Raw genomic sequence first — 21,623 nt, forward strand, 5'->3', positions numbered from 1 at the left:
GACACGATGCGCGACTACATGAAGGGCAAACCCAAGGTCCAGTTCAAGAAGCCGGGCGACCGGAAGATCTCCGTCGGCGATCAGCGGTCGATCCCACGGCGCGGCACGGCGCGACAAGGCGCGGCGCGGCCCGGCACGGCAAGGCGCGGCACGGCGGCGCGGCACGGCACGGCACGGCTGAGTGCGGCACGGCGCGGGTGAGCGCGGCACAGCGCGGAACCGGCGCGGCCGGCACCGGTGAGCGCCGCCCAGCCCGGCCCGGCGTGGTGCGGTCCGGCCCAGCGCGGGTGCGGTCGCCCCGGGGTGCGACGGCGCGGCACGAGACCACGTGGCACGGAGCGGCGTGGCGTGGCGGCGAGAGGAGCCCGGCTGGCGCGAGACGGCATGCGGTGGGCGGGGTGCGACGGCGCGGCCTGGGGGCCGGACGGCGCGGGCCGGGGCGAGAAAGCGCGGCGGGAATCCCCACGAGGCGACACCGCGCGGCACATGGCCGGCCGGACAGAGGCGCGGGGCGACGACGAGCGGAGGCGAGCTGGTACCGGCGGAGGTGAGCCGAACCGGCCGACGGCGAGCCCAACCAGCTGGCGACGAGTTCAAACAGCCGGCGGCGAGCCCACCCGGCCGGCGGGGAGCCCAACCAGCCGGCGGCGAGCCCAACCGGCGGCATCGCCGCGAGGACGGCCGCCTGGCATCTCCGGCCTGGGCGCCTGCGACAGGACCCGGGCGCCGCGCGGGGTCACTTGCAGAGGAGCTTCTCCATGCGCCTCCCCGCGATCGCCAGGCCGACGCCGAACACCGCCAGCAGGTACACCACGTCGACGGCCTGGAGCCAGCCCGTCGCCCCGGTGCTGATCGCGCGGATCAGGTCGACCGAGCGGTACAGCGGGGTGGCTTCCACCAGCCAGCGGAGGATCGAGGGGTACGCCTGGGCCGGGACGAAGGTGCCGGAGAAGAGGAACAGCGCGAACTGGGCCGAGGCGATCAGGTCGAAGTCCTGCCAGCTGCGCATGTACGTGGACAGCGCCATGCCCGCGCCGCCGAAGGCGAAGCCGACGAGGATCGCCGCTGCGAAGGCCGCCAGGGCCCGGGGTGCGGTGGTGAGGTCCATGACGACCATGACGACGAGGAAGGCGGCCGCGTAAATGTTGCCGCGGATCATGGCCCAGGCCAGTTCGCCGAGGGCTATCTCGATCGGCCGTACCGGGGTGGCGAGCATCCCGTCGTACAGCTTCATGAACTTCATCTTGCCGAAGAAGTTGAAGGTGGTCTCCGACAGCGCGCCGGTCATGGCGGACGAGGCCAGCATGGCGGGAGCCACGAACGCGGCGTACTCGATGACCCGGCCGTCGGGCAGCGTCAGGTCACCCACGAGGGCGCCGACGCCCACGCCGATCGAGAAGAGGTAGAGGACCGGCTCGAGGAACCCCGAGACCATCACCAGCCAGTACGCGCTGCGCAGGGTCGCCGCGTTGCGCTCGACGACCGACGCCGACCGGCGGCCCGCGCCCTCGAAGGACACCAGCCGCGGCAGCACGAGGGTCACCACAGCGACCTCCAAGGCCAAACGGAAAAGGCCGAAGCGGGCGCGAGCGCGGCCGAGGCCGAAGGGGGAGCAGGGGCGGCCGAAGTCCGGGCGGGCGCACCTGAAGCGGGGGCGTGCGCAGCCGACGGGTGGAGAGTCATGTCAGACCACCAGCCGCTTCCGGAACCGGCGCAGCGCGAGCAGCCAGCCCGCCGTCGCCCACAGGGCCAGGTACAGCACGTGGCCGGCCGCCGACCAGGCCGGAGCCGTGCCGAGGGTGGCGGCGCGGCTCAGGTCGACGCCGTGCCAGAGCGGGAGGGCGTACGCGATCCAGCGCAGGATCGCCGGCAGCGACTCGACCGGGAAGAACACGCCGGAGAAGAGGGACATCGGGATCACCCCCAGGCGGAACAGGATCGCGAGATAGCTGTCGCTGGTGATGGACGCCGCGTACGCGAAGGTGGGGGTCGCGACCGAGAGCCCCACCAGCGCCGCGATCGGGAGAGTCGCCAGGGCCCAGGGCGAGTGCATCGTGCCGAAGGCCGTGGCGATCAGCAGGAACGCCGCGCAGCTGGTGAGCGTGCGGAAGACCACGAACAGCAGGTGGCCGTCGAGGATGTCGGCCACGCGCAGCGGCGCCGCCGCCTGGCCGAAGTAGATCTTCTGCCACTCGAAGCCGCCGAAGACCGGCCAGCTGGAGTCGCCGATGGCCACCTGCATGGCCGTGGAGGCGATGAGACCCGGGACCATCCAGTCGAGGTAGGGCACCCCCTGGACGCCGCCGGTCACATACGCCCCGACGCCCACGCCGAAGCCGAGCATCGTCAGCAGCGGCAGCACGAAGGACGACAGGACGCTGGAACGCCAGATGCGGCGATAGCTGACCAGGTGATATTCGAGCACGTACCAGGTCATGTCAGTCCACCAGCGTCCGGCCGGTGAGGTGCAGGAAGACGTCCTCGAGGCTGCTGCGGCGCACCAGCACGCTGGCCGGGCTCAACGCGCGGCCCTGCACCTCGGCCACCGCGTCGTCGCCGTCGGGCACGTACAGCAGGATGCGGTCGGGCAGGATCTCCAGGCGCTCCCCCACGCCGGCCAGCTTCTCGGCGAAGGCCTCCTGGGACTCGGCGTTGAAGCGCAGCTCGACCACCTCGCGCGTCGAATACCGGTCGATGAGGGCGCGCGGCGAGCCCTCCGCCACGATCCGGCCGCCGTCCATCACCACGAGCCGGTCGCAGAGCTGCTCGGCCTCGTCCATGTAGTGAGTGGTCAGCACCAGCGTCACGCCCTGCTGCTTGAGCCGGAACAGCCGCTCCCAGACCAGGTGCCGCGCCTGCGGGTCGAGCCCGGTCGTGGGCTCGTCGAGCAGCACGATCTCGGGCTCGTTGACCAGCGCGCGGGCGATGGTGAGCCGGCGCTTCATGCCGCCGGACAGCGGCTCGACCTTGCTGTCGGCGCGCTCGCTGAGCTGCACGAACTCCAGCAGCTCGTCGGCCCGGCGCCGGGCCACCCGCCGCGGGATGCCGAAGAACCGGGCGTACGTCGTCAGGTTCTCCCGGACGGTCAGCTCGAGGTCGAGGTTGTCGAGCTGCGGGCACACGCCGAGCCGGGCCCGGATCTTCGGGCCGTCGTGCAGCGGATCCATGTCGAGGATGCGCAGCACTCCCCCGGTCGGCGGGGACACACAGCCGACCATCCGCATGGTCGAGCTCTTGCCCGCCCCGTTGGGGCCGAGGAAACCGAACGCCTCGCCGCGCTCCACGTCGACGTCGATCCCGTCGACGGCCGTGAAGCCCTCGAACCGCTTGACCAGCCCGCGAGCGTGAATGAGTGTCACCCGGCCGACCCTAGTGAAGGGGTCCGACAAAATCCCGGTCAGGCGGGCGGCGCGGTGGCCTCCCGGGCCGCCTCCACCAGCTGGTCGGTGACGTCCACGACCGGATCCGCGTCGACCGCCGTACGGGCGTCGTAGCGCACCGACCAGCTCAGACCGTCGGCGCCGCTGATGCGACGCCCGACCACGCGGACCCCGCCGTTGGGCGGCAGCGGATGGTGCGACGTGTACGCGACCGAGCGGGTCACCCGCGTGCGCACCTGGTCCGGCAGCTCCCCGGGCTCCAGCAGCAGGAACCCGATGATCGGGGCGTCGACCATCACCGTGTACCCCGGGCGTTCCTGCGCGACCTCGGCCGGGGTGATCCGCAGCTCGCGGCCCGACCACTCCGCCTTGTGGATCTCGTGCCAGCCGAGGCGCCGGCCGCCGGGCTGCCACAGGCCGCGGTTGGTGGCCACGACCACCTGCTCGCCGGGCTCACCCACGAAGGCCCAGGCGAGCACGCGCTCGTCGGCCTCCAGCGGCGGGCGCAGCGCCGGCGGAAGCTTGGGACGGCGGCGGAACAAACTCACAATGCACCTGCTGCCTGCTCGCGGAGCGCGCGAGCGTGCTGTTCGAGGGAGAAGAGCTCGCCGGCCAGCGCGAGGTACTCGTCCTTGTGGGCCACGGGGTTGAGCCGCTGGACCTTCGACTTCAGGTCCTTGATCCGGGTGGTCACCGAGCCGACCTGGAGCCGGGCCAGCGTGATCTGCACGTACCGCAGGTCCGCCTCGCCGTCGACCAGCAGCGGCTCGACCGACAACTCGCCGATCAGCGCCTTCGCGCCGAGGTCCTGGCAGGCGTCGCGGACCGCCTCGATCCACACCGCGCCGCCGGTCGCCGAGGCCGTGCCGCCGGCCGCCGCGACGGCCTCCCGGACCGCGCGCAGCACCGGGTCGCCGTACGAGTCGGCCTCGATGGCGTCGAACATCGGGCCGGCCAGGACCGGCAGCTGCAGGGCCAGCTTCAGCGTCTCCCGCTCGACCTGGCGCTGCGGGCTCTCCGCGGCGCGGCGCTGGGCCACCACCGGCGCGTCGGGCGTCATCGCGGCGGCCACCGCGCGCTGCACCGGCTCCAGGTCCATACCGAGGTCGCCGGCGAGCTTGCGCGCGTACTCGGGACGCTTCTCCCGGTCCTTGATCTTCGCGACCAGCGGCGCGGCCTTGCGCATGGCCTCGACCCGGCCCTCGACGGTGTCCAGATCGAACCGCGCCAGCGTCTGGCGCAACGCGAAGTCCACCAGCGGCTCACGGCCGGCGATCATGTCGCGTACGGCGAGATCACCGCGGGCGAGACGCAGCTCGCACGGGTCCATGTTGTCCGGGCTGACGGCGATGAAGGTACGCCCGACGAACCGCTGGTCCTCCTCGAACGCCCGCAGCGCCGCCTTCTGCCCGGCCGCGTCGCCGTCGAACGTGTAGATGATCTCGCCGGTGAAGCTGTCGCTGTCCATCAGCAGCCGCCGCAGCACCCCGATGTGATCGACGCCGAACGCCGTGCCGCACGTCGCCACCGCCGTCGGCTCCCCCGCCTCGTGGCACGCCATGACGTCGGTGTACCCCTCGACGATGACCGCCCGGCCGCGCTTGGCGATCTCCCGCTTGGCGAAGTCGATGCCGTACAGGACGTGGGATTTCTTGTAGAGCGGCGTCTCCGGGGTGTTCAGATACTTCGGGCCGTCGTCGTCGTCGAACAGCTTGCGCGCGCCGAACCCGATGACGTCGCCGCTCAGGTCGCGGATCGGCCACAGCAGCCGGCGGCGGAAGCGGTCGATCAGCGAGCCGGAACGCGCCGGCTTGGCCAGGCCCCCGGTGGTCAGCTCCTCGGCGGTGAAACCCTTCTGCCGCAGGTGCTTGGTGAGCAGGTCCCATCCCTCGGGGGCGAAGCCGCAGCCGTACTTCTCCGCGGCGTCGCGTCCGAACCCACGCTGCGCGAGGAATTCCCGGGCCTTGCGCGCGCCGGCCTTGCCGAGCTGGTCACGGTAGAACTCGGCGGCGGCGGCGTGCGCCGCGATCAGCCGCTGCCGCTGACCGGTCTGCGGGCGGGGCGCGCTGCCGGCCCGATCATCCGCGTACGCCTCATAGCGCAGCTGGATGCCGGCCTTGCCGGCGAGGCGCTCGAGCGACTCGACGAAGCTCAGATGCTCGGCGTCCATGAGGAACTTGATCGCGTCCCCACCCGCGCCGCAGCCATGGCAGTTGCCGGTGAGGATGTTGTCCTCGAGCACGAATGCGTGCGTGCCGTCGACGACGGGGCAGAACACTTCCTCGACCTCGCCGTGGTCCTCGATCGCCTCGACGACCCAGCCGCGGCGCTCGTACTTCTTGCGCGCGGTGAGAAATCGCCCGCGGTGAGCCGCGATGAGGAAGAACTCCTCTGGCAGGTCGCCACCCATGAGGGTGAGCCGGTACATGGGCGCGGTGTAACCGGCGGAACCGTCGGCGCGCACTTGCTCGGGGAAGCCGGTCCGGACATATTCGCGAATCCCGTATGTGCCGACCCCGATCCTGGTGCAGAGGTCGCGCACGTACTCGAGGTGCTCGCGCTTGGCGGAGTTGAGTGAGATGCAGCCGTCCGCGGCCACGTCGCCATCCGCCGCGAAGTACCCCGAGAGCCAGCCGTAGAGGTACGACAGCGACTCGGTCAGCGGCGGAAGGTCCGTTTTGAAGTACGCCGGAAGGTCGGTGACGGTGATCCGATTCTCGCTGACGTAGGTGTCGTTGAGCGGGAACCACTTGAGCAGGTCACGGTCCTTGTCCCCGTACAGGAAGGCGACGCTGCCCTTGTTGAGTACTGTCCCGTCGCCGAAGACGACGCCGCGCGCGATGCCGAACGGCGACGGCGTCAGCGTGTGGCCGCCGTCGCGGTTCGCGAGCGCCCGCGGGAACACATGGGCGAGCCGATCGCCGGGCTTCAGCTGGGCGGTGGTCCGTTCGAGGCGCTTCTCCACGCCCCTGCCGCGGCTGCGGATGAACCATCGGTGGTTCATCGTCGCCCGGATGGTCTTCTTCTGGCCGTTACGCGTCAGCCGGAGGTGGACGAGGGGTTGCTCGCCGAAGGAGTGGAACGGCGCCTCCACGAAGCGGCCGTGCGTCGTGATGACCCGGTGCCGGCCACCCGCCAGGTCACGGATCTCGCGTACGCCCTGGTCGGTGATGACGCGAGTCTCACCGGCGAGGCAGAAGTAGACATTTCGGGCAGGGGAGACGGTGAAGGAGGGGGTCTTCTCGTCGTGGAAGGGGCAGAGGCCCTTGAGGTTGCCGCCGCCCGCCGATCTCAGCGTCACGGTCTCGCTGATCACGTCCGCGATCGAGGTGCGGTCGCGGACCAGCGCGATGTCCTCGTCCTTGACCCTGCCCGCCACGGCTACATACTGCCTCGCGTCATCGGCGGCCTGCCACGAGGGTCCGGTGCCAGGCGACGGCTGCCGGGTCGGTCAGCGAGGCGACCTGGTCGACGACCACGCGCAGGCGGGCCGCGTCGTCGCCGGCTTCCTTCCAGAGGGCCGCGAACATCGGGTCCAGGTGGTCGGGTGCTCGGTCGCAGAGCGTCTCGACCAGGGACGTCAGGATCGCGCGCTGTTGTTCGTACCAGTCTTCTGCGGCCCGGGCTCGCATCACGTAGCGCAACGCCATCCCCTTCAGGAGCGCGCACTGGTTGCGGACCGTGCGGGGTACGACGAGGTCCGCGGCGTAGCGGCGGACCGGTTCGTAGCCGTGGCGGCTGTTGGTGGCGCCGACCGCCGAGGAGACGAAGCGGCCGGTGAGCACGCTGGTCATCCGCTTGAGCGCGACCTGCGCCCGGTACGTGCCGTCGTAGTCGGCGGCGGCGGTCACGACGTCGTCGGCGAGGAGGAGGTCGAGCGCCTCGCCGAGCGCCTCGGGGGTCTCGTCGGAGTACGTGGCGGCCACGTCGGTGCACAGTTCGGCGCGTTCGTCCGGGTCGTCGAGCAGGGGCCGCAGGGACAGGTAGCCGCCGTGGATGCCGTCCTCGACGTCGTGCACCGAATACGCGACGTCGTCCGCCCAGTCCATGACCTGCGCCTCGAGGCAGCGGCGGTCGTCCTCGGGGGCTGCCGCGCGTACCCATCGGAAGGTTTGCAGGTCGTCGGGGTAGACGCCGAACTTGCGGGTGCCGGGGCGCCGCGGCCAGGGGTATTTGCAGGTCGCGTCGAGGGAGGCACGGGTGAGGTTGAGGCCGGCGCCCTCGACCTTGGCCTCGAGGCGGGTGAGCACGCGCAGGGTCTGCGCGTTGCCCTCGAAGCCGCCGCAGGGCCGGGCGATCGCGTCGAGGGCGGCCTCGCCGTTGTGACCGAAGGGCGGGTGCCCGATGTCGTGGGCGAGGCCGGCGACGTCGACGACGTCGGGGTCGCAGCCGAGGCGGGCGCCCATCTCGCGGGAGATCTGCGCGACCTCGAGCGAGTGGGTGAGGCGGGTACGCAGGAAGTCGTCGGAGCCGGCGGTGTGCACCTGGGTCTTGGCCGCGAGCCGCCGGAAGCCCGCGGAGTGCAACACGCGGGCGCGGTCGCGTTCGTACGGGGTGCGGCCGTATCCGCTGTCCTTCGCGGGCTCGGTGACCCGGCGTTCCGCGTCGCCCGTCATGCGATCAACCCTAAGCGCACGGGTGGCCGGGCTACTCGGTTCTGCGGGAGGCGAGGACGCAGAACTCGTTGCCCTCGGGGTCGGCGAGGACCACCCAGCCGACGTCGTGCTGGCCGATGTCGACCGGCCGGGCGCCCATGTCGACGAGCCGTTCGACCTCGGCCTCCTGGTCGTCCGGGCGCAGATCGATGTGCAGGCGGTTCTTCGTGGTCTTGGCGTCCGGAACGGGGGTGAACAGCAGGCCGGGCAGCTCGTCCGGGCCGCGCCGGATCTCGACCTCGTCGGGCGCCTCGTGCACGATCCGGTAGCCGAGCGCCTCCGCCCACCACCGCGCGAGCCGCGCCGGGTCGTCGGCGTCGACGACGATCTGCTCCCACCGGCTGGGCATACGGCAAACCTCCACGAGACGCCATCGAAAGTGACGATCATGTTACGCGCAGACGGCGTCCCCACCACCGGGGAACAACGCACGCGTCGTGCGACATCCTCCCGCCCGGGGCCGCCGACACTGGCCGCAAGGAGGAGATCGATCGATGAATTCGCTGCGTCGCCGGCTCACCACGCTGGCCGAGGCCGGCTGCACCGGCGCCCTGCATGTCGGCGGCACCCCGGGCGGGGTCGTGTATCTGGTCGCCGGGCGCATCACCCACGCCGAGTCGCCGGCCTGCCCGGGTATCGGGGCGCGGCTGGTGGGCTGCGGCCGGCTGTCCGCGGAACAGTGGCGGGCGGCGTACGCGGCCGGGCACGGCGAGGGACGGGTCGGCCGGCTGCTGCTGCGCGACGGGCACCTCGGTCATCACGAGCTGGCGTGCCGGGTAGTGGCGACGATCACTGCGGCGACCCAGGTGCTCCTGGAGGCGGACGATGCGCCGCTGCGGTTCGTACCGGGCGAGCGGCACTGGTTCGGCACGTTCCCGCACTGTGACCTGGGAACGCTGGGTTCCGAGACGGCGAAGCGGCTGCTGACCCGCCCGGCTCCGCGCCGAAGACCGCGCGCGCGTACGCACACCGCCGGCTGAGCAAATCGACGCACTGACGCACATCGGGTGCGACTTGTGAGCGCGCCTCACCCGCAGGATGGCCCCTTGTGACGGCGGGAACCCGAGATCCCGCCCGAGCAGAAGGGGAACCACCCGAACCGCCGGCAGCTTGCGGGGCCGCCGGCGGGAGCATCACTCGGCGAGGAGAGATGTGCCCGGGGTCGAGCACTGTCTGCAGGAGGCCATGGCGATTCCCGGCGCGATCGGGGCCAGCATCGTCGACTACACCAGCGGTTTCCCGGTCGCCACGACCGGGGCCGCACCCAACGAGGACCACGAGGCCGCGGCCGCCGGCACGGCCGACGTCGTACAGGCCGCGCAGAGCCGGTCGCTGTTCGTCTCGGCCGTGCCGCACGACCTCCTCGAGGACCTGATCATCACGACCGCGGGGGGTTATCACCTGCTGCGGCTCGTCCGGACCGATTTCGACAGCCGGCTGGTGCTCTACGTGTGGCTGGACCGGGTCCGCGGCAACCTCGCCGTGGCCCGCCGGCGCATGGAGCGGCTCGCCGACGAGCTGATCTCGACGTGACAGCAGGAAGGAGCCACCGTGAAGCCCCCGACGTCCGCGGCGCCCGGCAGCCTGCTCACGCAGGCGGCCGGTGAAGGGCGGACCGGCGCCCTGGTTGTCGGCGGTCCGCCGGGCGGCACGCTCTACCTGGTCGAGGGCCGGGTGACGTACGCCGAGTCGGCCGCGGCCCCGGGCGTCGGTGAGCTGCTGACCGCCTCCGGCCGGCTGGCGCCGCGTACCTGGCAGGCGGCGTTGGACACCGCCACCTCGCAGGCCCGGGTGGGGCGGCTGCTGCTCGAACAGGGTCACATCACCCAGGGGGAACTGGAGCTGTGCGTGCTGGGCGCCACCTACGACGCCGCGTACTTCGCGCTGGCCCCGGCTGCGGCGCCGGTGAACTTCCTCGACGGGGCCGCGCACTGGCTCGGCGACGTCGTCCGCATCGACGCGGCCGCGGTGGTGCGCGAGTCCCGGCGGCGGGCGCGGCTGCTCGACGACATCTTCCCCAACGTCCGGATCGACACCGCGGCGGTCACCCCGGTGCCCCGGCCGCCCCGCGAGCGGATCACCGTCACGGCGGCGCAGTGGGAGCTGCTGGTGCACGCCGACGGTCAGCGCACGCCGGCCGATCTGGCGTTGCTGCTGGGGCGCGCCGGCTACGCCACCGTCCAGGAGCTGCGGCGGCTGGCGGCGCTCGGCCTGATCGAGTCGCCCGGGGAGCGGGTCGGCGGTACCGGTCCGGCGTTCCGGCTGCCCCGGGCCCGGGGCTCGGCCGCGCAGAGCGCCGCGGCGTCCCCGGCGACGGTGCCGGACGGGCCCACCGTACCCATCGTCACGCGGGCCCGGCCCGGGCTGGCCTCGGGCGACCCACCCCGCGAGGCGGAGCCCGGCCCGGCCAACCGGGCGCCGCGGCTCGCCCGGCGCAAACCGGGCGCGAAGCTTCCCAAGGAGCTCGTCGCCCAGCCGGCGCCGCCGCACCCGGGCACCGACGAAGTCCTGCTCAAACGCATCCGCACCGCGCTGCGGGCCCTGCGGTGACGCGGGCGCCCCCGCTGACGGCCACATGAGGAAGGAGACACCGAGGATGACGGTGGATCCGGCGGTACTGACGGAACTCGGCAACCTCCGCCACCGGCTGCCCGAACTCGCCGGCAGTGTCCTCGCCACCACCGACGGCATGGTCGTCGCGCACGACGCCCACGGCATCGAACCCGACAGCATCGCCGCCCTCGCCGCCGCCCACCTCGCCCTCGCCCGGCGCTTCGCGCACGCCGTCAACCACGGCGAGCTGCGCGAATCGGTGGTGGAGTGCGACGGCGGATACATCACCTCGTACACCGCGGGGCCCAGCGCCCTGCTGACCCTCGTGACATCCGGGAACGCCAACCTGGCGATGGTGCACCTCGAGGCCCGCCGTGCCGTACGCCGGCTCGTGAAGGTCCTGGTCCTCGATGCTCCGCCGGCCCTGCGGCCGGAGATTCCCACGCAGAACGGCCCGGCCATCCCGCTCGCGCGGCGCACGCCGATGGCCACCCTGCCCAGCTCCATCCGAGGCCGCTGAGGTCTTACGAAAACCCCTGCACATCAGCACAGACGGAGGAACACCATGCCCGACATGGACACCGCACTCAAAGAGATCATGGACATCGACGGCGCCGTCGGCGTCGCGCTGGTCGACCACACCAGCGGCATGGCCCTCGGCACCGCCGGCGGCGGCAAGGACCTCGACCTGACGGTCGCCGCGGCCGGCAACACCGACGTGGTCCGGGCCAAGCTGCGGGCGATGGAGATGCTCAACCTCAGCGAGAAGATCGAGGACATCCTCATCACCCTGGACACCCAGTACCACATGATCAGGCCGCTGACGAGCCGGTCCGGCAAGGGCCTGTTCCTGTACGTGGCCCTGCGCCGCGACCGCGCCAACCTGGCGATGGCCCGGCACCAGCTCAAGCGCATCGAGAACGACCTCGACGTCTAAGCCGGGCGTACACCCGCGGCAGAGGCGGGGAGGGCACATGGCGCCCTCCCCGCCTCCTCGTCATCCGCCGCTGTTCTCCATCTCGGCGCCCTCGGGGACGGTGTCGTCGTCGCGGCTGTCGAGCCAGCCGTACGGCAGCGACACCTTGCCCGGCGCGTTGATGCGGCCGCGGGGCTGGCCCAGCGACTCGGCCGGGAACGGCTGGTCGGCGTCGAGCCTGCCGAGCAGGTCGTCGAGTTCCGCGAGCGAGGAGACCATGGCCAGGCTGCGGCGCAGGTCGCCGCCGACCGGGAAGCCCTTGAGGTACCAGGCGACGTGCTTGCGGAAGTCCGCGCAGCCGTGCTTCTCGTCCTCCAGCGCCTCGACCAGCAGGTGAGCGTGCCGGGACATGATGGCCGCCACCTCGCCGAGGGTGGGCAGCTCCTGGGACTCGACGCCGTTGAACGCGGCCTGCAGGTCCTTGAACAGCCAGGGGCGGCCGAGGCAGCCGCGGCCCACGACCACGCCGTCGACGCCGGTGTGCGCGACCATGCGCATCGCGTCGGAGGCCTCCCAGATGTCGCCGTTGCCGAGCACCGGGACGTCGAGGGCCTGCTTCAGGGTCGCGATCGCATCCCAGTCGGCCGTTCCCGAGTAGCGCTGTTCCGCCGTACGCGCGTGCAGTGCGACCGCCGCGACGCCCGCTTCCTGCGCGATCAGGCCGGCCTCGACGTAGGTCAGGTGGTCGTCGTCGATGCCCTTGCGCATCTTGACGGTGAGCGGGATGCCGGCCGGCGCGGCCGCCTCGACCGCCTGCTTGACGATGCGGCCGAAAAGCTTGCGCCGCCAGGGCAGCGCGCTGCCGCCGCCGCGGCGGGTGACCTTGGGGACCGGGCAGCCGAAGTTGAGGTCGACGTGGTCGGCGAGGTTCTCCTCGGCGACCATCCGGACGGCCGCGGCGGTCACGTCCGGGTCGACGCCGTAGAGCTGGAGGCTGCGGAAGTCCTCGTCCGGCCCGAACTGGATCATCTTGAGGGTCTTGGGGATGCGCTCCACCAGGGCCCGGGTGGTGATCATCTCGCAGACGTACACGCCGCCGCCCTGTTCGCGGCAGAGCTTGCGGAAGGCCACGTTGGTGATGCCGGCCATCGGCGCGAGCACGACCGGCGGCCACACCTGGTGGCCGCCCAGCGTCAACGGCTTGGCGGAGAGTGCGAGAGTCACGCAGTCGAGCATTACACACCGGTGTCTGGCACAGTCAGCCTGTGCAGACCGAGCAGAGCCCCCGCCACCTGGTCGCCGTCTTCGAATCCCCGGTCGCCGAGGCGCTGCTGCGCATAGGCCTGGAGGTGGGTTTCCGGTGCACGCTGGTGGAGCCGGACCCGGTACGCCTGCAGGGTTCGCCGAGGCCGCACGGCGACTCCTTCGTGGGTGACTTGTCCGCCGCGGGGGTGACCGGGCACACCGACATCGTGCTGACCGACCATCACCGGCCGGAGCTCGGCGCGGTGCTCAAGGAGGCGCTGGCCGGCGACGCCCGATGGATCGGCATCATCGGCAACCCGCACAAGCAGGGCCCGCACATCGCGGCGCTGAAGGAGCTCGGCGTGCCGGACGAGGAGATCGCCCGGGTGCACCGGCCCATCGGGCTGAACATCGGCAGCCGGACCGCCGCGGAGATCGCCGTGGCGACGCTCGCGGGGCTCATCGCCGACCGCAACGAGCGACCGGGCGGCTTCGAATTCTGATCGGCACGCCGCGCGGGATGTCGTACCGTACGGCGACGGAACGCAGCGTGTAGCTCAGCAGCAGAGCACCGGGCTCTTACCCCGGAGGGCGCGGGGGCAGCACCCGCCACGCTGGCGATGGACATGCAGGAGAGCGGCTACCCGCACGCCCAGCTGGCGACGGCCCTCGTCACCGCGCTGACCCACGAGGACGCCGCTACCCGTGAGCGCGCCGACGGGCGGGTGCGGCGCTGGGTGCAGGTCATGCGGGCGATGGCGTCCGGAGCCGTGAACCCGGGGTCACGCACGCCGGTCGCCGGGCTGCCGGCCTGGGTGACCCCCGAGGTCGTCAGGGGCGGCTTCGCCACGGGTACGCCCGCAGCGGCCGGACCGTTGCGCCCCCACGAGACCCGCCCGGGGATCGCCACCGACCGGGCCGCGCTGTTCGCGTACCACCTGACGGAGGCCGGGCAGGCCGAGCTGGGCGCGCTGCTCGACAGCGGCGGCTACCGGCTCGAGCTGCCGGAACAGGCCGCGCTGCTGACGGTGGCGTGGCTGCTGCGGGCTGGTGACCGGGCGGCGGCCCTCGCCCTGGTCGACGAGATGGGCCCGTACGCCGACCGCCTGTGCTTCACCCCGGTGCCGGACCCGGCGGGCGGGCCGGACCCGCAGCTCGTCTGGCGCGCCGACGCCGGGCAGGTCAGCGCCGCGCTGGCCGGCCGCCGGGAGAACCCCCGGGTGGCGGCGATGCGCGAGGCGCTGACCGTGTGGAATCCGCTCGCCGACGAGTTCCTGACGCTGTGGCTGGAGACCCGCGACGCCGACGGGACCGTGGCCGCGGTGTTCCCGCCCGGCTGGCGGGACCGGGCCCGGGGTCTGCTGGGGCGCTACGAGCAGCTCGCGGCCGCGCACACCCGCTGCGGCAAGCACCGTCGGCCGAAGGAGAACCTGGCCGTCCTGCGAGCGGCGGCCGAGCAGGCCGTCGCGGACAGGAAGCTGCCCCCGAAGGCGCTCGGGCTGCTGCGTCACGTCGCCGGCTCGATGCTGGCCCGGCGGGGCGTGCCCGGTTCGCCGGAGCACGCGGCACTGCGGGAGCGGCAGGCGCGGGAGGCTCGCATACCCGCCCACCACCTGCTCGCGCGGGTGGTGGTGGGCCGCCTCGCGACGCTCGACCCCGGCCGGGGCGTACGGGACGTGGAGGCGCTCTGCGTCCCGGTGCGGGAGGCGGAGGCCGAGGTGTACGCGGTACCGGCCGGTACGCCGATCCCCCCGTCGATCCGCGGCGTGATCCGGCGGGCGCGGGCCGGGCGGATCCCCGAGCTGATCGAGGCCGGCGTGGTCCCATCCGCCGAGGTGCTCGCCGAGCTGGTGCCGCAGATCGCCGCCGAGACGAGCGCTGCCGCGTACCGGGATCCGGCTTTGCGGGCGTTGATGGCGGCGACGTACCGCGCGTTCCGCAACCGCCGGTCCCTGTTGCTGCGGAACCTGGAAAGCCAGGTGCGGCTCACCGAGCTGCCGTGGGTGGCGGCCGTGCGCCCGTACCGGGAGGCCGGCGACGACACCCGTCGCGACGCCCACGCCACCCTGCGCCGGCTGGGTGAGCTGGCGATCGACGGCTTCCCCGGCACGCTGCTGCCCAACCCGCTGGTCCGCGAGCTCGCCGCGCTGAGCCGGGAGGCCGGTGCGGGGCTGCCGTGGGTGGAGGAGCTCGCCGCGGACATCTTCATGGGCACCTTCTCGCCCAAGTTCCTGCGTGCGGCCCGGCTGGCGGGCGAGCTGCTCGAGGGAAGTCTGTACGCCCGCTACTACGACATCGACTACGCCGCGGTCGCCGCGCCCGACGCCGATTTCGAGTGGCTGTGCCGTTCGCGGACGGGGGCCTGGCGGCACACGTTCACCGTCGCGGCGGGCGGCATGCTCATCGAGCAGGGCCAGATCCTCACCACGCACAACCTGGCCACGCTGGTGCGCGCGGGTGTCACCCCCGCCGGCGACTGGGCGACGCTCGCCCGCCGGGCCTTCGAGGCCGGGTGCCGGCTCACCGCCCGGCTGCCCGGCGACCCGCGCCCGCTGCCGATGATCAAGGACATCGCGTACGCGTGGCGCAACGTGATCTTCTACCTGGCCGTGCCCGGGGCGACCGACCCCGGACCGGTCCTGGACGACTTCGAGGCGATCCTCACCGCCGCCCGGCCCGCCGTGCGCGACCGGCTCACCCCGGCGCTCGCCGGCCTGCGCCACGTCGCCGGGGGTGGCCGCTTCGCCGCCGACGGAACGACAGCGGCGGGCGGCCGCCGCCTCGAAGGCTGGACGACCACCCGCCACTGGCTACAAGCGTTCTAGCAACCCGGCAGGCGCTTGATTAGGTAGTCCTCAATCGCGTCGAGGCCGACCCGCTCCTGCTTCATCGTGTCGCGGTCCCGGACGGTCACCGCGTCGTCGGTGAGCGTGTCGAAGTCGACCGTCACGCAGAACGGCGTGCCGATCTCGTCCTGGCGGCGGTAGCGGCGGCCGATCGCCTGCGAGTCGTCGAACTCGACCATCCAGCGCTTGCGGAGCGTGTCGGCGAGGCCGCGCGCCTTCGGCGAGAGCTCCGGGTTGCGCGAGAGCGGCAGGACCGCGACCTTGATCGGGGCCAGGCGGGGGTCGAAGCGCATGACCGTCCGCTTGTCGACGCCGCCCTTGGTGTTGGGGGCCTCGTCCTCGTCGTACGCCTCGAGCAGGAACGCCAGCACCGCGCGGGTCAGGCCGGCCGCCGGCTCGATGACGTACGGCACCCAGCGCTCCTGCTTCTCCTGGTCGAAGAAGGACAGGTCGACGCCGGAGTGCTTGGAGTGCGTGCTCAGGTCGAAGTCGGTGCGGTTGGCGATGCCCTCGAGCTCGGCGAACTCGGTGCCGCCGAAGCGGAACCTGTACTCGATGTCGACCGTGCGCTTCGAGTAGTGCGAGAGCTTCTCCTTGGGGTGCTCGAAGAAGCGCAGGTTGTTCTCCGCGAGGCCGAGGTCGCGGTACCAGTTCCAGCGCTGCTCGAGCCAGTACTCGTGCCACGTCTCGTCGGTGCCGGGCTCGACGAAGAACTCCATCTCCATCTGCTCGAACTCGCGCGTACGGAAGATGAAGTTGCCCGGGGTGATCTCGTTGCGGAACGACTTGCCGACCTGCGCGATGCCGAACGGCGGCTTCTTGCGCGCGGCGGTCGCCACGTTGTTGTAGTTGACGAAGATGCCCTGGGCGGTCTCGGGCCGCAGGTAGTGCAGGCCCTCCGCGCTCTCGGTGGGGCCGAGGTACGTCTTCATCAGCCCGTTGAACATCTTGGGCTCGGTGAACGTCCCCTTGTTGCCGCAGTTGGGGCAGTTGAGCTCGCTCAGCGAGGCGGGGGCCGAGCCGTGCTTGGCCTCGTACGCCTCCTCGAGGTGGTCGGCCCGGAAGCGCTTGTGGCAGGACTGGCACTCGGTCAGCGGGTCGACGAACGCGTCGAGGTGCCCGGAGGCCGCCCACACGTCGCGGGCCAGGATGACGGCGGAGTCGAGGCCGACGATGTCGTCGCGCTGCTGCACCATGGTGCGCCACCACTGGCGGCGGACGTTCTCCTTGAGCTCCACGCCGAGCGGGCCGTAGTCCCACGCCGAGCGGGTGCCTCCGTAGATCTCGCTGGAGGGGAAGACGAGGCCGCGGCGCTTGGCCAGGCTGACGACGGCGTCGATACGGTCGACGGGCATGTTCCTCCTACGCCGGCTGGTTGTCGGCGGGGACTAAAGGGATGCGGACAAAATCAGGAGATTACTCCTCGACGCGGCACACCTCGAAACCGCCCGTCCGGCGGTTCTGCGCGAGGTACGCCCGGAGCTCGGCGCTGGAGCCGTCGGTGTACGTGACGTCGACCGGGGCCGACATCTGCGTGAGCTCGACGTCACCCACGTCGAACGTCGCGATCGGCTTCTCGGCGGAGACCTGGCTGGTGAACTCCGCCTCGGTCTCGGTGTCCTTCGTCTGCTGGCACAACATGTCGTACGCCTCGGTGTAGCGCTTGTCGCGCACCGCGTCGAGGTAGTCGCTGACGACCACGTCGGCCTGCTCGTTGAGGGCCCGGGTGGCGACCGTGGTGAGCCCGATGACCGCGGCCAGCCCGCCGCCGAGGACGAGCACGAGCACCCCGGCGCCGAGGCCGAGCCCGAGCCCGACGCGGCGGCCGCGGCCCTCGACCGGCGGCGCGGGGAACGGCGGGAACACGCCGGGACCCTGCGGCGGCGCCGGCTCAGGAGACGGCCCCTGCTGCGGTGGCGGGCCGGCGGGGCCCGGCGGCGGGGGCGCACCCAGGGTGGTCATGCGATCAAGCGTACGGCTCAGCGCCAGGGCTCGGCGGCCCGGTCGCTGGCCCGGGCCTCGACCCCGGCGCCGGGCGCGGCGCTCGCCAGGGTCTCGAAGGCCGACGGCTCGTCGAGCGACTCCGACAGCAGCGGGGTGGCGTGGACCTTGACGTCGAATCCGCCGAGCGCCCGGCGGTAGGCTCCGACGGACTCCCACTCGGTGACGAGGGTCCAGTAGGCGGGGTCGTCCAGCGCGCGGGTCAGGCGGCCGGAGAGGTAACCGGCGCTCGCCGCCAGGGCGGTCAGGGCGGCGTGCGCCCGTTCGACGAACGGGTCCTGCGTGTCCGGCGGGACGACGAAGCGGTTCAGCACCAGCATGACGTGAGCGTACGCATCCCCGAGGAGCCCGACGTGACCCCGTCCCCGCCCGGCAACCTGCTGCGCCGCCTGGCCGCCGTGAACCCGACGACGGCCTTCATCGCCGCGCTGGTGGTGTTCGTCGCGGGCCTGTTCCTGCCCGGCATCGTCGGCGCCGCGTTGTTGTTCCTGCTCGGTGCGGCCCTGACGGCGCTGACCTTCACGACGTGGCCGGTGCAGACGCCGGCGCTGCGGACCGTACGGCTGATCCTGCTGACCCTGCTGTTCGCGGCGGCGCTGGCCAAGGCGCTCTGACGTATGCGCTTTTGACAATCATTACCAACTCGGCGCATTGTGGTGTCATGCTCCCCCGCCGGGCTCTCGCCGCGACCGCCGCAGCCCTGCTGCTCGGCGCGACGGCGGGATGCGCCGAGCGCCCGAGCGGGTTCAGCGACGGCCGCCTCGACGTGGTCACGGCCTTCTACCCCCTGCAGTTCCTCGCCGAGCGGGTCGGCGGCGACGCCGTCCGCGTCATCCAGCTGACCAAGCCCGGCGCGGAGCCGCACGACGTGGAGCTCAGCCCGCGCCAGGTGGGCAAGGTCAGCACCGCCGGGCTCGTGGTGTACCTGAAGGGTTTCCAGCCGGCCGTGGACCAGGCGGTCGATCTCGAGGCGCGGGACCGCGCATTCGACGCCGGGGCCGTGGTGCGGCTGCTCCCGTCCGAGGAGCACGAGCACGAGCCCGGCCAGGAGGAGCACGCCGAGGCGGGCGAGGGCGCCGACCCGCACGTGTGGCTCGACCCGGCCCGCTACGCCACGATCGCCGGCGCGCTGGCCGAGCGGCTCGCGCAGGCCGATCCCGCGCACGCGGACGCGTACGCGAGCCGGGCCGGGACGTTGCGCACCGAGCTGACCGCGCTGGACGGCGAGTACGCGAAGGCCCTCACCACCTGCGCCCGGCGCGAGCTCGTGACCAGCCACGCCGCCTTCCGCTACCTCGCCGACCGGTACGGGCTCACCGAGGTGGGCATCACCGGCATCTCCCCCGAGGCGGAGCCGTCCCCGCGGCGCCTCGCCCACGTCGCCGAGGAGGCGAGAGCCACGGGAACCACCACGATCTTCTTCGAGACCCTGGTCAGCCCGAAGGTCGCCGAGACCATCGCGCGGGAGGTCGGCGCGCGGACGGCGGTCCTGGACCCGATCGAGGGCGTGACCGAGCCCGGCGCCGACTACTTCACCGTCATGCGCGCCAATCTCGCCGCGCTCACCACTGCCCTGGGGTGCACGTCATGAGCGTCGTCTCGGTACGCCACGCCGCCGTCGCGTACGGCGGCCGCACGGTCCTGCGTGACGTCTCGCTGAAGGTCGGCGCCGGTCAGGTCGTCGCCGTGCTGGGCGCGAACGGGTCCGGCAAGTCCACGTTGATCCGTGCGATCCTGGGCCTGGTCCCGCTCGCCGACGGCGAGATCGAGCTCTTCGGCACCCCGCAGCGCCGCTTCCGCGAGTGGGCCCGCGTCGGGTACGTGCCGCAGCGCATGGGCGCCGGCAGCGGGGTGCCCGCCACGGTCGGCGAGGTCGTGTCCTCGGGCCGGCTCGCCCGCCGCGGCATCTTCCGGTTCCCGGGCGCCGCCGACCGCGCGGCCGTCCGCGCCGCGCTGGACGACGTGGGTCTGCTGGAGCGCATCGACGACCCGGTCAGCACGCTCTCCGGCGGCCAGCAGCAGCGCACGCTCATCGCCCGCGCCCTGGCCGGCCGCCCCGACCTGCTGGTCCTGGACGAGCCGACCGCCGGGGTGGACGTGGCCAGCCAGGAGGCCTTCGCGAAGGCGCTGGCCGGCTTCGTCGAGCGCGGCGGCACCGTGCTGCTCGTCGCGCACGAGCTGGGCCCGCTGGAGCCGCTGATCGACCGGGCCGTCGTCGTGCACCACGGGCTGATCGCGTACGAGGGTGCGGTCCCCCAGCCGGCCGGGCATCACGCCGGCCCTCACCACGACCACGTCCACCCGCACGCGACGCCGGAACAGCCCAGGATCTGCGTGGCCCCCACGGACAGAATGCCGGCGAACTAGTCATGACCATCCGACCGCCCCACCCGCCGCCCACGACAGGACCGAAGGCATGAGTCTTTTTCAGTACGACTTCATGCTGCGGGCCCTGGCCGGCGCGCTCGTCATCGGGCTGGCCGCCCCCGCGCTGGGCATCTACCTCGTGCAGCGCCGGCTGTCGCTGATCGGCGACGGCATCGGGCACGTGGCGCTGACCGGTGTGGGCGTCGGGCTGTTGCTGCAGCAGTCGCCGGTGCTCACCGCGGTCATCGTCGCCGTGGTGGGGGCCGTCGGCGTCGAGCTGGTGCGCGAACGCGGCCGTACGTCCGGCGACCTCGCGCTGGCCCTGCTGTTCTACGGCGGCATCGCGGGCGGTGTGGTCCTGGTGGGACTGTCCCACGACAGCGCCAACGCCAACCTGACGCAGTACCTCTTCGGCTCGCTGATCACCACGACCCGGCAGGACCTGACGGTCATCGCGATCCTGGGCGCCGCCGTGCTCGTCGCGATGCTCGCGCTGCGGCCGGCGCTGTTCGCCGTCTGCCACGACGAGGAGTACGCGCGCGTCTCCGGGCTTCCCGTGCGTACGCTCAATCTCGTGATCGCCGCCACGACGGCCGTGACCGTCACGATCGCCATGCGCACCGTCGGCCTGTTGCTCGTCAGCGCCCTCATGGTGGTGCCGGTGGCGGCGGCGCAGCAGATCACCCGCGGATTCCGCAGCACGATGGCGGTGGCGATGGGCATCGGCCTGACCGCCGCGGCGACCGGGGTCTGGGTGGCCGGCGAGGCCGACACCGCACCCGGCGCCACCATCGTCATCCTGGCGATCGCGGCCTTCCTCGCCGTCACCGTCGGTGGCGCGACGTGGCGGGTGCTGCGCCGGCACATCCCGGCCGAACGCCCCGCCGAGAACGGCGAACCACCCGACGTCGTGCTGCAGGAGGCGGGCGCCCGATGAGCGCGGATCCGGTGCACGGCGTCGCCACCGGCTACGAGGCGTACGAGGCGGCCGGCGAGCTGCTGCGCGCGCTGTCGGCGCCGATCCGCGTCGCGATCGTGGCGGAGCTCGGCGGCGGCGAACGGTGCGTGCACGAACTGGTCGAGAAGCTGGGTGCGCCGCAGCCGCTGGTCTCGCAGCACCTGCGGGTGCTGCGCGGCGCCGGCGTGGTGCGGGGTGCACGGCGTGGACGCGAGATCGCATACTCGCTCGTGGACGAACACGTCGCGCACATCGTCGCCGACGCCGTCAGCCACGCAAGGGAGGGATCGTGACGGACGAGGGAACCGTTGTCCGCAACACCCGGCAACGCACCGCGGTCCGGGACCTCCTCGCCGACTGCGAGGGCTTCCACAGCGCCCAGGACCTGCACGCGATCCTGCGCGAGCGGGGCGAGCGGGTCGGTCTGACCACGGTCTACCGCACGCTGCAAGGGCTGGCCGACGCCGGCGAGATCGACGTGATGCGCCCGCCCGGCGGCGAGCACCTGTACCGGCGGTGCAGCCAGGGACACCACCACCACCTGGTCTGCCGCTCGTGCGGGCGCACCGTCGAGGTGGAGGGCCCGGCCGTGGAGACGTGGGCGCAGCGGGTCGCCGGCAAGCACGGTTTCGTCGACGTCTCGCACACCATGGAGATCTTCGGAACCTGCCCGGAGTGCGCGGCCCAGCAGTCCTAGCCCTC

At 72.4% G+C, this 21,623-nt stretch carries 25 protein-coding genes, 1 tRNA gene and 2 pseudogenes; 15 read left to right on the plus strand and 13 right to left on the minus strand.

The window, feature by feature from the left end:
* A partial coding sequence (locus AB0K03_RS27235; RefSeq protein WP_364690041.1) for a hypothetical protein occupies window positions 1-201 on the plus strand: 201 nt, incomplete at its 5' end.
* 535 nt (window positions 202-736) lie between these two features.
* On the opposite strand, the gene AB0K03_RS27240 is transcribed toward AB0K03_RS27235, so the two are convergent.
* The 9 genes and pseudogenes from AB0K03_RS27240 to AB0K03_RS27280 all read right to left on the minus strand — a co-directional run bounded on the left by AB0K03_RS27240 (window position 737) and on the right by AB0K03_RS27280 (window position 8,384).
* Window positions 737-1,546 (minus strand): ABC transporter permease, encoded by an 810-nt coding sequence (locus AB0K03_RS27240; protein WP_364690331.1) that lies wholly within the window; start codon window positions 1,544-1,546, stop codon window positions 737-739.
* A gap of 138 nt (window positions 1,547-1,684) precedes the next feature.
* Complete coding sequence (locus tag AB0K03_RS27245) at window positions 1,685-2,437, minus strand: ABC transporter permease (RefSeq protein ID WP_364690044.1); 753 nt, start codon at window positions 2,435-2,437, stop codon at window positions 1,685-1,687.
* Window position 2,438: 1 nt separating this feature from the next.
* A complete protein-coding gene (locus AB0K03_RS27250; RefSeq protein WP_364690047.1) occupies window positions 2,439-3,359 on the minus strand; it encodes an ABC transporter ATP-binding protein in 921 nt (306 codons plus the stop codon).
* A 38-nt stretch (window positions 3,360-3,397) separates the two neighbouring features.
* Complete coding sequence (locus AB0K03_RS27255) at window positions 3,398-3,928, minus strand: hypothetical protein (RefSeq protein WP_364690049.1); 531 nt, start codon at window positions 3,926-3,928, stop codon at window positions 3,398-3,400.
* Entirely contained in the window at window positions 3,925-5,808 is a 1,884-nt protein-coding gene (gene dnaG / locus AB0K03_RS27260; protein WP_364690334.1) for a DNA primase, read from the minus strand. The genes AB0K03_RS27255 and dnaG overlap by 4 nt, the downstream gene beginning before the upstream one ends.
* Before the next feature lie 87 nt (window positions 5,809-5,895).
* Window positions 5,896-6,384: pseudogene (locus AB0K03_RS27265) on the minus strand (LAGLIDADG family homing endonuclease); the annotation flags it as partial.
* Between the two features lie 189 nt (window positions 6,385-6,573).
* A pseudogene (locus tag AB0K03_RS27270) lies at window positions 6,574-6,759 on the minus strand (CHC2 zinc finger domain-containing protein); the annotation flags it as partial.
* Window positions 6,760-6,778: 19 nt separating this feature from the next.
* Window positions 6,779-7,996, minus strand: coding sequence for a deoxyguanosinetriphosphate triphosphohydrolase (locus AB0K03_RS27275; RefSeq protein WP_364690051.1), 1,218 nt, complete (start codon window positions 7,994-7,996; stop codon window positions 6,779-6,781).
* Window positions 7,997-8,027: 31 nt separating this feature from the next.
* Window positions 8,028-8,384, minus strand: coding sequence for a VOC family protein (locus tag AB0K03_RS27280; RefSeq protein WP_364690053.1), 357 nt, complete (start codon window positions 8,382-8,384; stop codon window positions 8,028-8,030).
* 145 nt (window positions 8,385-8,529) lie between these two features.
* Between AB0K03_RS27280 and AB0K03_RS27285 the strand changes: the two genes are divergently transcribed.
* The 5 genes from AB0K03_RS27285 (at window position 8,530) to AB0K03_RS27305 (ending at window position 11,525) form a co-directional block, all read left to right on the plus strand.
* A complete protein-coding gene (locus AB0K03_RS27285) occupies window positions 8,530-9,015 on the plus strand; it encodes a DUF4388 domain-containing protein (RefSeq protein ID WP_364690055.1) in 486 nt (161 codons plus the stop codon).
* A 172-nt stretch (window positions 9,016-9,187) separates the two neighbouring features.
* Window positions 9,188-9,568 (plus strand): hypothetical protein, encoded by a 381-nt coding sequence (locus AB0K03_RS27290; protein ID WP_364690058.1) that lies wholly within the window; start codon window positions 9,188-9,190, stop codon window positions 9,566-9,568.
* 18 nt (window positions 9,569-9,586) lie between these two features.
* On the plus strand, window positions 9,587-10,585 hold the full coding sequence (locus AB0K03_RS27295) for a DUF4388 domain-containing protein (protein ID WP_364690061.1): 999 nt from the start codon (window positions 9,587-9,589) through the stop codon (window positions 10,583-10,585).
* A 46-nt stretch (window positions 10,586-10,631) separates the two neighbouring features.
* Entirely contained in the window at window positions 10,632-11,108 is a 477-nt protein-coding gene (locus tag AB0K03_RS27300) for a roadblock/LC7 domain-containing protein (RefSeq protein ID WP_364690064.1), read from the plus strand.
* A 45-nt stretch (window positions 11,109-11,153) separates the two neighbouring features.
* Window positions 11,154-11,525, plus strand: coding sequence for a hypothetical protein (locus tag AB0K03_RS27305; protein WP_199513948.1), 372 nt, complete (start codon window positions 11,154-11,156; stop codon window positions 11,523-11,525).
* Between the two features lie 60 nt (window positions 11,526-11,585).
* Here the strand turns inward: AB0K03_RS27305 and dusB are convergent, their stop codons facing one another.
* Window positions 11,586-12,728, minus strand: a complete 1,143-nt coding sequence (gene dusB, locus AB0K03_RS27310) for a tRNA dihydrouridine synthase DusB (RefSeq protein ID WP_364690067.1) — start codon at window positions 12,726-12,728, stop codon at window positions 11,586-11,588.
* A 41-nt stretch (window positions 12,729-12,769) separates the two neighbouring features.
* On the opposite strand from dusB, the gene AB0K03_RS27315 reads away from it, so the two are divergent.
* From AB0K03_RS27315 to AB0K03_RS27325, 3 genes are all read left to right on the plus strand, one after another.
* Complete coding sequence (locus AB0K03_RS27315; RefSeq protein ID WP_364690070.1) at window positions 12,770-13,252, plus strand: XdhC family protein; 483 nt, start codon at window positions 12,770-12,772, stop codon at window positions 13,250-13,252.
* A 43-nt stretch (window positions 13,253-13,295) separates the two neighbouring features.
* Window positions 13,296-13,367: transfer RNA gene (locus tag AB0K03_RS27320), tRNA-Lys, on the plus strand.
* A 2-nt stretch (window positions 13,368-13,369) separates the two neighbouring features.
* Window positions 13,370-15,574, plus strand: coding sequence for a hypothetical protein (locus AB0K03_RS27325; RefSeq protein WP_364690072.1), 2,205 nt, complete (start codon window positions 13,370-13,372; stop codon window positions 15,572-15,574).
* Here AB0K03_RS27325 and AB0K03_RS27330 read toward each other — a convergent pair.
* The 3 genes from AB0K03_RS27330 to AB0K03_RS27340 all read right to left on the minus strand — a co-directional run bounded on the left by AB0K03_RS27330 (window position 15,571) and on the right by AB0K03_RS27340 (window position 17,916).
* Window positions 15,571-16,950: a glycine--tRNA ligase gene (locus tag AB0K03_RS27330; RefSeq protein ID WP_364690075.1), complete on the minus strand. Its 1,380-nt coding sequence runs from the start codon at window positions 16,948-16,950 to the stop codon at window positions 15,571-15,573. The two genes, AB0K03_RS27325 and AB0K03_RS27330, sit on opposite strands and share 4 nt — an antisense overlap.
* Window positions 16,951-17,011: 61 nt before the next feature.
* Complete coding sequence (locus tag AB0K03_RS27335) at window positions 17,012-17,557, minus strand: hypothetical protein (RefSeq protein WP_364690078.1); 546 nt, start codon at window positions 17,555-17,557, stop codon at window positions 17,012-17,014.
* Window positions 17,558-17,574: 17 nt separating this feature from the next.
* Entirely contained in the window at window positions 17,575-17,916 is a 342-nt protein-coding gene (locus AB0K03_RS27340; RefSeq protein ID WP_364690080.1) for an antibiotic biosynthesis monooxygenase, read from the minus strand.
* Between the two features lie 33 nt (window positions 17,917-17,949).
* Between AB0K03_RS27340 and AB0K03_RS27345 the strand changes: the two genes are divergently transcribed.
* The 6 genes from AB0K03_RS27345 to AB0K03_RS27370 are packed head-to-tail and all read left to right on the plus strand — an operon-like array spanning window position 17,950 to window position 21,618.
* Window positions 17,950-18,210 carry a DUF6703 family protein gene (locus tag AB0K03_RS27345; protein ID WP_364690336.1) on the plus strand — a complete coding sequence of 87 codons (261 nt, stop codon included), beginning with the start codon at window positions 17,950-17,952 and terminating at the stop codon, window positions 18,208-18,210.
* 47 nt (window positions 18,211-18,257) lie between these two features.
* The gene (locus AB0K03_RS27350) at window positions 18,258-19,187 is read left to right on the plus strand and encodes a metal ABC transporter substrate-binding protein (protein WP_364690083.1); all 930 of its coding nucleotides are present in this window, start codon (window positions 18,258-18,260) and stop codon (window positions 19,185-19,187) included.
* Window positions 19,184-19,963 carry a metal ABC transporter ATP-binding protein gene (locus AB0K03_RS27355; RefSeq protein WP_364690086.1) on the plus strand — a complete coding sequence of 260 codons (780 nt, stop codon included), beginning with the start codon at window positions 19,184-19,186 and terminating at the stop codon, window positions 19,961-19,963. Before AB0K03_RS27350 ends, AB0K03_RS27355 begins: the two co-directional genes overlap by 4 nt.
* A 49-nt stretch (window positions 19,964-20,012) precedes the next feature.
* Window positions 20,013-20,900, plus strand: coding sequence for a metal ABC transporter permease (locus AB0K03_RS27360; protein WP_364690089.1), 888 nt, complete (start codon window positions 20,013-20,015; stop codon window positions 20,898-20,900).
* Window positions 20,897-21,214: a metalloregulator ArsR/SmtB family transcription factor gene (locus AB0K03_RS27365; RefSeq protein ID WP_364690092.1), complete on the plus strand. Its 318-nt coding sequence runs from the start codon at window positions 20,897-20,899 to the stop codon at window positions 21,212-21,214. The genes AB0K03_RS27360 and AB0K03_RS27365 overlap by 4 nt, the downstream gene beginning before the upstream one ends.
* A complete protein-coding gene (locus tag AB0K03_RS27370; protein ID WP_364690094.1) occupies window positions 21,211-21,618 on the plus strand; it encodes a Fur family transcriptional regulator in 408 nt (135 codons plus the stop codon). The genes AB0K03_RS27365 and AB0K03_RS27370 overlap by 4 nt, the downstream gene beginning before the upstream one ends.
* Window positions 21,619-21,623 lie beyond the last annotated feature (5 nt).

Origin of the sequence: Actinoplanes sp. NPDC049316 (assembly GCF_040677315.1) — a bacterium.
Taxonomy (GTDB): Bacteria; Actinomycetota; Actinomycetes; order Mycobacteriales; family Micromonosporaceae; genus Actinoplanes.

Bases quoted from the DNA above. Each gene is read 5' to 3' on its own strand.
- AB0K03_RS27245 (WP_364690044.1), bottom strand. From the start codon at position 2,437: ATGACCTGGTACGTGCTCGAATATCACCTGGTCAGCTATCGCCGCATC.
- dnaG (WP_364690334.1), bottom strand. From the start codon at position 5,808: ATGTACCGGCTCACCCTCATGGGTGGCGACCTGCCAGAGGAGTTCTTC.
- AB0K03_RS27275 (WP_364690051.1), bottom strand. From the start codon at position 7,996: ATGACGGGCGACGCGGAACGCCGGGTCACCGAGCCCGCGAAGGACAGC.
- AB0K03_RS27280 (WP_364690053.1), bottom strand. From the start codon at position 8,384: ATGCCCAGCCGGTGGGAGCAGATCGTCGTCGACGCCGACGACCCGGCG.
- AB0K03_RS27285 (WP_364690055.1), top strand. From the start codon at position 8,530: ATGAATTCGCTGCGTCGCCGGCTCACCACGCTGGCCGAGGCCGGCTGC.
- AB0K03_RS27300 (WP_364690064.1), top strand. From the start codon at position 10,632: ATGACGGTGGATCCGGCGGTACTGACGGAACTCGGCAACCTCCGCCAC.
- AB0K03_RS27305 (WP_199513948.1), top strand. From the start codon at position 11,154: ATGCCCGACATGGACACCGCACTCAAAGAGATCATGGACATCGACGGC.
- AB0K03_RS27325 (WP_364690072.1), top strand. From the start codon at position 13,370: ATGGACATGCAGGAGAGCGGCTACCCGCACGCCCAGCTGGCGACGGCC.
- AB0K03_RS27330 (WP_364690075.1), bottom strand. From the start codon at position 16,950: ATGCCCGTCGACCGTATCGACGCCGTCGTCAGCCTGGCCAAGCGCCGC.
- AB0K03_RS27335 (WP_364690078.1), bottom strand. From the start codon at position 17,557: ATGACCACCCTGGGTGCGCCCCCGCCGCCGGGCCCCGCCGGCCCGCCA.
- AB0K03_RS27340 (WP_364690080.1), bottom strand. From the start codon at position 17,916: ATGCTGGTGCTGAACCGCTTCGTCGTCCCGCCGGACACGCAGGACCCG.
- AB0K03_RS27350 (WP_364690083.1), top strand. From the start codon at position 18,258: ATGCTCCCCCGCCGGGCTCTCGCCGCGACCGCCGCAGCCCTGCTGCTC.
- AB0K03_RS27355 (WP_364690086.1), top strand. From the start codon at position 19,184: ATGAGCGTCGTCTCGGTACGCCACGCCGCCGTCGCGTACGGCGGCCGC.
- AB0K03_RS27360 (WP_364690089.1), top strand. From the start codon at position 20,013: ATGAGTCTTTTTCAGTACGACTTCATGCTGCGGGCCCTGGCCGGCGCG.
- AB0K03_RS27365 (WP_364690092.1), top strand. From the start codon at position 20,897: ATGAGCGCGGATCCGGTGCACGGCGTCGCCACCGGCTACGAGGCGTAC.